We start from the raw sequence: 9,269 nt of genomic DNA, 5'->3' as shown, positions 1-9,269 counted from the left end.
CCCGCTGATCGAGCTTGCGGGCAAAACGATGGGGATCATCGGGTTTGGGCGGATCGGTCAGGCGACGGGACGGATCGCGAAGGCGCTGGGGATGAAGGTGATCGCGTACGATTCGTATCCGAATGAGAGCGGAAAAGCGCTGGCGGAATATGTGGATCTGGAAACGGTGCTGAAAACCTCGGATGTGATCGCGCTGCACTGCCCGCTGTTCCCGGAGACCGAAGGGATCATCAGCAGGGAAAACATCGCGAAGATGAAGGACGGGGTGATCATCCTGAACAACTCGCGGGGTCCGCTCATCGTGGAGCAGGACCTGGCGGACGCGTTAAACAGCGGGAAGGTTTACGCGGCGGGGCTGGATGTGGTATCGACCGAGCCAATCAAGGGGGACAACCCGCTTTTGGGGGCGAAGAACTGCATCATCACGCCGCACATCAGCTGGGCGCCCAAGGAGAGCCGCCAGCGTCTGATGGATATCGCCGTCGACAACTTCCGGCAGTTCCTCGTGGGCAGACCGGTCAATGTTGTAAATCCGTAAAATTTCATTTCTTCCATGAAAAGCCCCGGTGCAAAGCACCGGGGCTTTTCTGCCGTTTCGGCGCATTTCTTTCGTGTAATCCTTGAATTTATGCCCAATAATCGATATAATATAAGGTATTGTACCAGCCTATTGGATTTGGAGGAAATAGAATGCGCAAGGAACTCGAAAAGGTCTACGACCCCAAGCAGGTTGAAGACCGAACCTATCAATTCTGGCTCGACGGGAACTATTTTCACGCCGAACGGGATCCCGATAAGGAGCCGTATACCATCGTCATCCCGCCGCCAAACATCACCGGCCAGCTGCACATGGGACACGCACTCGACGAGACGCTGCAGGATATCCTGATCCGTTTTCGGCGGATGCAGGGCCGCGCCGCGCTCTGGCTGCCCGGCACCGACCACGCGTCGATCGCCACCGAGGCAAAAATCGTGGAGGCGATGCGTAAGGAAGGCCTCACCAAGGAGATGCTCGGCCGCGAAAAGTTTCTGGAGCGCGCATGGGAGTGGAAACGTGTATTCGGCGGCCGTATCATCGATCAGCTCAAGAAGCTCGGTTCCTCCTGTGACTGGGAGCGCGAACGCTTTACGCTGGACGAGGGCTGTTCCAAGGCGGTGCGCGAGGTTTTTGTGAATTTGTATAACAAGGGCCTCATCTACCGCGGCGAGCGGATCATCAACTGGTGCCCGCACTGCAAAACTTCAATCTCCGAAGCCGAAGTCAACTACTCCGAAAAGGACGGTTTCTTCTGGCATATCAACTACCCGATCGTCGGCACCGGAGAGGTGCTCGAAATTGCGACCACCCGACCGGAAACGATGCTCGGAGATACCGCCGTGGCGGTTCATCCGGACGACGAGCGCTACAAGCACCTGATTGGCAAGATGGTGTTGCTGCCGATCGTGAATAAAGAAATCCCGATTGTCGCGGACAGCTATGTCGAAATGGACTTTGGGACCGGCGTCGTGAAGATCACCCCGGCGCACGACCCAAACGACTTTGAGGTCGGCCTGCGCCACAACCTTCCGGTCATCAATGTGATGAACGAGGACGCCACCATCAACGAAAACGGCGGAAAATTTGCCGGCATGACCCGCGAAGAGTGCCGCAAGGCGATCATTGCGGAGCTGGAAGCGGGCGGTTACCTCAAAAGCGTCGAGCCTTACAAGCATAATGTCGGCGGCTGCTACCGCTGCGACACCACGATCGAGCCGCGGATCTCAAAACAGTGGTTCGTCAAGATGGAGCCCCTTGCGAAGCCCGCGAACGAAGCGGTGCGTTCCGGCAAAACCAAATTTGTCCCCGAACGCTTCGATAAAATCTACTTTAACTGGATGGATAACGTCAAGGACTGGTGCATTTCGCGTCAGCTCTGGTGGGGCCACCGGATTCCGGCCTGGTACTGCGACGACTGCGGGGAAATCACCGTGTCGAAAGAGGAACCGACCGCATGCGCCCACTGCGGCAGCGCGCATATCCATCAGGACCCCGACACGCTCGACACCTGGTTCTCTTCGGCGCTTTGGCCGTTCTCAACCCTGGGATGGCCGGACAATTCCGAGGATCTCAAATATTTTTACCCGACCAACACGTTGGTGACCGGCTACGACATCATCTTCTTCTGGGTCGCCCGCATGATCTTCTCGGGCATCGAGCACATGGGCGAAACGCCGTTCGACACGGTGCTGATCCATGGGCTTGTGCGCGACGCGCAGGGCCGCAAGATGAGCAAATCCCTTGGAAACGGCATCGATCCGCTCGAAGTCATCGACCAGTACGGCGCGGACGCGCTGCGCTTCACCCTTGCCACCGGCAACTCCCCGGGCAACGATATGCGCTTTTCGGACGAAAAGGTGAACGCCTCGCGCAACTTTGCCAACAAGCTCTGGAACGCTTCGCGGTTCATCCTGATGAACCTGTCCGACGCGGTCGAAAAGCCCGAACTGCCCGCCTCCCTCACGGTTGAGGACAAATGGGTGCTCAGCAAATATAACACCCTTGTCAAAGAGGTTACCGACAACCTCGACAAATTCGAGCTTGGCATGGCCGTCCAAAAGCTCTACGACTTCATCTGGGATATCTTCTGCGACTGGTATATCGAGCTTTGCAAGGCGCGGCTGGGCGCTGGCGGCGAAACGGCGCTGGCGGCGCAGCAGGTGCTGGTCTATGTCATGACGGGCATCCTCAAGCTTCTGCATCCGTTTATGCCGTTCATCACCGAGGAAATCTGGCAGGCGCTGCCGCATGAGGGCGAAAGCATCATGGTTTCGTCCTGGCCGGTTTACGACGAAGCGCTCAACTTTGCCACGGAGGAAGCGCAGTTTGAAATGGTCATGGCCGCCATCCGCGCGATCCGCAACCGCCGCGCGGAGATGAACGTGCCGCCTTCCAAAAAAGCCAGTATCTATATCGCGACCGACGAACCGGCTGTGTTTGAAGCGGGCGTCCCATTCTTCCTGCGGCTTGCGTCCGCATCGGAGGTGAAGGTGGCGGGAAGTTTTGAAATTCCGGGAGCGGTGCAGGTGATCACCGACGCGGCGCGCATCTTCATCCCGATGGACGAACTGATCGACCGGGAGAAGGAGATCGTCCGTCTGAACGCGGAAAAGGCCAAGGTGGAAAAGGAGATCGCCGCGGTGAACGGCAAACTCGCGAACCAGGGCTTTGTCGCGAAAGCGCCGGCGGCTGTGGTCGACGCGGAACGTGCCCGTCTCGCAAAAGCGCAGGAGCGCCTCGCAAAGATCGAAGAATCGATCGCGGCCTTTGGTTGACGGCTGGCGAGAAAATTTTGATTGAACTTTTTTAAAAGTTCATAAGGGCGCCGGGACAGTGTCCTCGGCCCGCGCTTCGCAAAGCGCGGAACGCCTGATTGTTCAAGCGTATTTGGGGGTATGGGGGGATTTGCAAGAGAAATCCCCCCATCCTTTTCTTTTCCGGCTCTATCGATGCCGCTTTCCAAAGGAGATGAACCCATGACCTACGAAGAAGCCCTCGCCTATATTCATTCACTGCCGCGCTTTCCGGACCTCGGTCCAATGCGCGCGCTTATGCGGATGCTCGAAAATCCTCAGGACGAGCTCAAAACGGTCCACATCGCCGGGACGAACGGCAAAGGCTCGACCGCCGCGATGACCGCGTCAATTCTGCGCGCCGCGGGCTATAAAACCGGCCTTTATATCTCCCCGTATATCATCGATTTCCGGGAGCGCATCCAGATCGACGGCGAGATGATCCCCAAAGAGGCGCTTGCCGCGCTCACCGAGGAACTCCGCCCGCTCTCAGAGCGGGCGGGCGGCCTCACAGAATTCGCCTTTGTCACCGCGCTTGCCTTTTTGTGGTTTTTGCGGCAGAAATGCGAAATTTGTGTGATCGAAGTGGGGCTTGGCGGCAGGCTGGATGCCACCAATGTCCTTAAAAAGCCGATGCTCAGCGTCATCACCAAGATCGGCATGGATCATACCGCGCTGCTCGGCGACACGGTGGAAGCGATTGCCCGCGAGAAATGCGGCATCATCAAACCGGGCGTGCGGACGGTGACCTGCGGCGGGCAGGACCCGGACGCGCTTGCCGTGATCTATGAGGAGGCAATGCTGCATGGGGACGGCACGGTCGTCCAGCCGAACAGGAGCGCTGTGGAGGGCCTGTACATGGAAATTTCCGGTTCTGATTTTATTTATAACGGATATCAGATCCATCTGCCGCTGCCGGGCGCCTACCAGATAGACAACGCCCTGACCGCAATCACCGTTGTGGACGAACTATCCCGCTTTTCCGGTTTCAAAGGGGCGTGCCGCTTTGTCGGGCCAGGCCTTGCTTCGGTGCGCTTTCCGGCGCGGATGGAACTGATGCAGCATGACCCGCCGGTATTTTTGGATGGTGCGCATAACCCGCAGGGGGCGGCAGCGCTGGCCCAGTCGCTTTCGCTGCTTGGCAGCCGTCCCATCACGGCGGTGATGGGCATGCTCGCGGACAAGGACAGTTCCGGCGCGCTCGAAATTCTGCTGCCGTATTTTCGCAGGCTCATCTGTGTCACGCCGGAAAATTCCCGTGCGCTTTCGGGCGCAGAACTTTCGCAGCGTGCGGCCGCGTTGGGCGCGGACGCCACCTCTTGCGAAAGTCTGCCTGCCGCGCTAAAACAGGCGATTGCGCAGGCCCGTGCGGAAGGCGGTGCGGCAGTGGTCTGCGGGTCGCTTTATCTGGCGTCTGCGGCGCGGCCGTATCTTTTGGAAAATAGCGGAGATTAATCCATTTTTTCGCAAAGTTTGACATGTTTTTTATCGGACAAGCTCTATCCTATAGGGGTAGGGCTTTTTCTTTTTACGAAAATTTCCGGGCAGCCGGAGAAGGGAAGTTGAATAGGGTATGAGCGTACAGATTGACATCGCCGATGAAATCCTGATTGCGCGGCTGATTGGTGACATCGATCATCACAGTGCAAAGGAGATGCGGGAAACGATCGACGAGGCGGTCACCCGCGCGCAGGTCCGGGAACTGGACCTTGATTTCAAGGATGTGACCTTTATGGATTCATCCGGCATCGGGCTGGTGATGGGCCGCTATAAACTGATGCAGGAGCTGGGCGGTTCAGTGCATCTGGTGAATATTGCAAGCCATCTGAAAAAAGTCATGGTACTCGCGGGGCTTGACCGCCTCGCGGTGATGGAGAAAACCGAACGGCCAAAAGCCATGGCAAAAACCGGGGACAACGGAGGAAACGACGATGAAAGCAATTAATTCCATGAAACTGCAGTTTGAGGGACGTTCGGTGAACGAAGCGTTTTCACGCACCACCGTGGCGGCGTTTGTGGCACAGCTTGATCCGACGGTTGAGGAACTCTCGGATATTAAGACGGCGGTGAGCGAGGCGGTGACCAACTGCATTGTGCATGCTTACCGCGATAAGCTCGGCGTCGTGTACATATCCGCCAGCATCATGCCGCAGAGCCGTATTGTCATCAAAATCCGGGATAAAGGCTGCGGCATTCCCGACATTCCAAAAGCGATGGAACCACTTTATACCTCGGCTCCGGAAGAGGAACGCGCAGGACTCGGCTTTGCCGTGATGCAGAGCCTGATGGACAAAGTGAAGGTTGTTTCCAAAGAGGGAAAGGGGACGACGGTGACGCTGGAAAGGAGAATCCGCTGTAAGGAGGCATGAATCCAGTGATCGAATGCGCCGCGTCAAAACGCGAGCAGACCATCTCGCAGAATATCGGGCTGGTACACTCCTGTGCACACCGCTTCAAAGGAAGGGGAATTGAATACGACGATCTGTTCCAGGCGGGCTGTATGGGCCTCTGCAAGGCTGCGGATGCCTTCGATGAGGAACGGGGCGTACGGTTTTCCACCTATGCGGTGCCGGTCATCCTGGGTGAAATGCGCCGCCTGTTCCGGGATGGAGGAGCGGTCAAGGTATCCCGCTCGATCAAGGAGCTCTCCATGAAGATTGCCCGCCAGCGCGAAACGCTTTCCAATGTCCTTGGCCGGGAACCAAGCGTAAGCGAACTGTCTGAGGCGATGGATCTGCCCGAAGAACAGGTCGTGGAGGCTCTTTGCGCCTCGGCTCCGCCCATTTCCCTCACCGAAAGCGACGACGATGGCGGCGGGCAGATCGATCTGCCTGTTGATTCGCCCGAGGACCTCCTTTCGGATATTATTTCCCTCAAACAGGTGGTAGGCAGTCTGGAACCAAACGACCGAAAACTGATCGTCCTGCGTTATTTTTCCGGTATGACTCAAGTGCAGACCGCTGCGAGACTTGGCATGACCCAGGTACAGGTTTCCAGACGTGAAAAGAAAATTCTCACCGCCCTGCGCGCCGAACTTACCGGCTAGCCGCGGCTGTTCGACCACGGCAAGGTACGGACGGCGCTGCCGCGACAGCAGCTTGAAGATCCATCCCACATTCGTTCTCCGCTTTTGGTGGCGGATTTGGAAGGGGGTGTGCCTGCGGCATTCATTTTGGTTTGAGCAAGAGCGGAACACTGTTTGTCATTAAACTGAAAAAAGGTGGATGCGCCTGGAGAACGCATCCACCGCGCGGCGATGTCCAGCCGCACGAAAGAAGGACCGGACGCCAGTAGGCGTCCGGTCCTTTTACAGCCTTCGCGGAGAGGGCCGGTGAGCAATATCGAAAGCGGTAATAAGTAGGCGCGTTGTCACAGCCTTTGGCCTCAGGTCAGCCGCCCCCGGGGAAGGAATTTTCCTTCCCCGGATGAGCCAACTCTATCTGAAGCGGCAGGTCGTCATACGCAGGCTGTTCTGAGGGCTGTCGCCACCCTAATACTGCCGCCGCTTGTTGTTGCTTACAAACCCATACTATGCGGCGGCAGGCCCAGCGGCGACTCGGATGGAAAAGAGCGGTCTGGAGGTTTTCGAAAAGGACACCGGCATTTTTGAAAGCTTTCCGGATTTATGGGGAAAGGACCTGTAAATCTGCCTGAGAAAAAATTTTCCGTGTATGAACAGCATATGGGATGGGGAGATATTGATCGATGAGAAGCCCGTGATCCGAAAAGGGTTCCCGGGCGGATGGATGCATTTTATTTCGTCTTAGTTGCGGTCGGAATTAAAAAAGCGCTAATTCAGCAGTATCAGCAATCTTTTTTAAGTGAAAAACAAATACCCGCCGCAGAAATTTTTCATCATCCGGCTGAATGTTTTGGTGTGTTTCTGTTAATTCATATTCACCAACAAAACAATATTTCCGTTTTCTCTTCTCAAAAAGCAATAATGGTTTGCCCTGTTTCTTATGAGAGAGAACAGCCATATTCAAATCGTACATTTTGTTCTCTAAACTATCCTGATGACCATTTCTACCAATACCTGTGTACATACAAAATTCATATGAGCCTCGAGGATAGAAATAGTCCGAATAAAGCTCTTCCGCGTTTTTAAACAAGAGAATAGCATTTGTTTTGCTTGCTACGGTGATTCCACTTTGCGGATTTCCACCTAATAACTCACTGATTTCAGCCCTATTTATAAACTCGTTTCCTTGCTTTAGTAATAGATTTCCCATAATCATTCCCACTCAATCGTTGCGGGTGGTTTTGAGGTGATGTCGTAGACAATACGGTTGATATTGCGCACCTCGTTTACAATCCTTCGGCTTATGATATCGAGCGTCTCGTACGGGATTCGCGCCCAATCGGCGGTCATGAAGTCAGTGGTAGTCACGCCGCGCAGTGCAAGGGTATAATCGTAAGTACGGCCGTCGCCCATGACGCCGACCGAACGCATGGAAGTGAGTACGGCAAAATACTGATGGATATCGCGGTCGAGCCCCGCCTTGGCGATCTCCTCGCGGAAGATAAAATCGGCATCACGCAGGATATCAAGCTTTTCCTTGGTGATTTCGCCGATCACGCGGATTGCAAGCCCTGGGCCGGGGAACGGCTGGCGATTGACCAGATAATCCGGTAAGCCCAGTTCACGGCCGAGCGCGCGGGTTTCATCCTTGAAGAGCAGACGAAGCGGTTCGATGATTTCCTTGAAATCGACATAGTCGGGAAGTCCGCCCACATTGTGATGGCTTTTGATAACGGCGGCGTCGCCCGCACCGGATTCGATCACATCCGGATAGATGGTTCCCTGTGCGAGGAAATCCACCTTGCCAATCTTTTTCGCTTCCTCCTCAAAGACACGGATGAATTCCTCACCAATAATTTTTCGTTTGCTTTCCGGTTCCGAAACGCCCGCGAGTTTGGCGAGAAAACGTTCCTCCGCATTTACGCGCACAAAATTGATATTTCGCCCAGAGAACGCGGTTTCCACCTCGTCGCCTTCATTTTTGCGCATCAGGCCGTGATCAACAAAGATACAGGTGAGCTGATTTCCGATCGCCTGCGAAAGCAACGCAGCACAGACAGAACTGTCCACACCGCCGGAAAGGGCGAGAAGAACCTTGCCGTCCCCAATTTTGTCACGCAGGGAAACGATCGTCTGACGGGCGTAATCACCCATCGTCCAGTCGCCTTTGGCCCCGCATACTTCAAGCAGGAAATTGCGAAGCATGGCAATGCCGTTTTCGGTGTGGAGCACCTCCGGATGAAACTGCAGCCCGTAGAGCTTCTTCTCAGGATTTTGCATTGCTGCGGTGGGGCAGGCATCGGTGTGCGCCGTCGCGGTAAATCCATCCGGAAGCTTGTCAATATAATCGGTGTGACTCATCCAGGAAATCCCACGCTCGGGCAAATCTTTAAAGAGAATGCACCCGGTATCATAGTATGTATCTGTTTTACCATATTCGCGGGAATCGGGGCTGGTAACATGTCCGCCGAGCGCATAGGCCATCGTTTGGATGCCGTAACAGATGCCAAGCACCGGGATGCCGAGCGAAAAGATCGCGGGATCCACGTGCGGCGCGTCCGGCAGATAAACGCTGTTCGGGCCGCCTGTGAAGATGATGCCGATCGGATTTTTTGCCGCAATTTCAGCAAGCGGGGTTTTATACGGCAGTACCTCGCAATAGACCGCGCATTCGCGCACCCGGCGTGCGATCAACTGGTTATACTGGCCGCCGAAATCCAATACCACAACCGTTTGATGACTCATTTTATCAGATCATTCCTTTTAAAAAATTACATAACGAACCTTTTATATTCTGCCATAAAAGCGCACAAAATACAAGCGTAGGTTTTTGTTTTGAACGAGGTCTGTCGGGTTGCACAAAATTTGATCGATCAGAAACCGGCTCTATTCCAAAATCGCCGCGATCCGCGCGGGT

At 55.2% G+C, this 9,269-nt stretch carries 8 protein-coding genes; 6 read left to right on the top strand and 2 right to left on the bottom strand.

Annotated features, from left to right (window positions below):
* The 6 genes from DWV16_RS19715 to DWV16_RS18280 form a co-directional block, all read left to right on the top strand.
* The coding region (locus tag DWV16_RS19715) for an NAD(P)-dependent oxidoreductase (protein WP_305000074.1) at positions 1-538 on the top strand (538 nt) is incomplete at its 5' end.
* A gap of 152 nt (positions 539-690) precedes the next feature.
* On the top strand, positions 691-3,312 hold the full coding sequence (locus tag DWV16_RS18300) for a valine--tRNA ligase (RefSeq protein ID WP_118480874.1): 2,622 nt from the start codon (positions 691-693) through the stop codon (positions 3,310-3,312).
* 201 nt (positions 3,313-3,513) lie between these two features.
* A complete protein-coding gene (locus DWV16_RS18295; protein ID WP_243007370.1) occupies positions 3,514-4,785 on the top strand; it encodes a folylpolyglutamate synthase/dihydrofolate synthase family protein in 1,272 nt (423 codons plus the stop codon).
* A gap of 118 nt (positions 4,786-4,903) precedes the next feature.
* Entirely contained in the window at positions 4,904-5,275 is a 372-nt protein-coding gene (locus DWV16_RS18290; protein WP_066453806.1) for an anti-sigma factor antagonist, read from the top strand.
* Entirely contained in the window at positions 5,262-5,699 is a 438-nt protein-coding gene (gene spoIIAB, locus DWV16_RS18285) for an anti-sigma F factor (RefSeq protein ID WP_066453809.1), read from the top strand. Before DWV16_RS18290 ends, spoIIAB begins: the two co-directional genes overlap by 14 nt.
* On the top strand, positions 5,696-6,376 hold the full coding sequence (locus tag DWV16_RS18280) for a sigma-70 family RNA polymerase sigma factor (RefSeq protein ID WP_066453810.1): 681 nt from the start codon (positions 5,696-5,698) through the stop codon (positions 6,374-6,376). Before spoIIAB ends, DWV16_RS18280 begins: the two co-directional genes overlap by 4 nt.
* A 733-nt stretch (positions 6,377-7,109) precedes the next feature.
* On the opposite strand, the gene DWV16_RS18275 is transcribed toward DWV16_RS18280, so the two are convergent.
* Complete coding sequence (locus DWV16_RS18275; protein WP_118480870.1) at positions 7,110-7,562, bottom strand: hypothetical protein; 453 nt, start codon at positions 7,560-7,562, stop codon at positions 7,110-7,112.
* A 2-nt stretch (positions 7,563-7,564) separates the two neighbouring features.
* On the bottom strand, positions 7,565-9,097 hold the full coding sequence (guaA, locus tag DWV16_RS18270) for a glutamine-hydrolyzing GMP synthase (protein ID WP_118480868.1): 1,533 nt from the start codon (positions 9,095-9,097) through the stop codon (positions 7,565-7,567).
* Between the last annotated feature and the right edge of the window lie 172 nt (positions 9,098-9,269).

This window comes from Anaerotruncus sp. AF02-27 (assembly GCF_003465835.1).
GTDB classification, from domain to species: Bacteria; Bacillota; Clostridia; order Oscillospirales; family Ruminococcaceae; genus Anaerotruncus; species Anaerotruncus rubiinfantis.
Note: the sequence above shows the minus strand (reverse complement) of the source record. Positions and strands in the feature narration are given on the sequence as shown.

Excerpts from the sequence above, each read along its gene's own strand:
- DWV16_RS18290 (WP_066453806.1), top strand. The coding sequence starts at position 4,904 with ATGAGCGTACAGATTGACATCGCCGATGAAATCCTGATTGCGCGGCTG.
- DWV16_RS18280 (WP_066453810.1), top strand. The coding sequence starts at position 5,696 with ATGAATCCAGTGATCGAATGCGCCGCGTCAAAACGCGAGCAGACCATC.
- guaA (WP_118480868.1), bottom strand. The coding sequence starts at position 9,097 with ATGAGTCATCAAACGGTTGTGGTATTGGATTTCGGCGGCCAGTATAAC.
- DWV16_RS18300 (WP_118480874.1), top strand. The coding sequence starts at position 691 with ATGCGCAAGGAACTCGAAAAGGTCTACGACCCCAAGCAGGTTGAAGAC.
- DWV16_RS18275 (WP_118480870.1), bottom strand. The coding sequence starts at position 7,562 with ATGGGAAATCTATTACTAAAGCAAGGAAACGAGTTTATAAATAGGGCT.
- DWV16_RS18295 (WP_243007370.1), top strand. The coding sequence starts at position 3,514 with ATGACCTACGAAGAAGCCCTCGCCTATATTCATTCACTGCCGCGCTTT.
- spoIIAB (WP_066453809.1), top strand. The coding sequence starts at position 5,262 with ATGAAAGCAATTAATTCCATGAAACTGCAGTTTGAGGGACGTTCGGTG.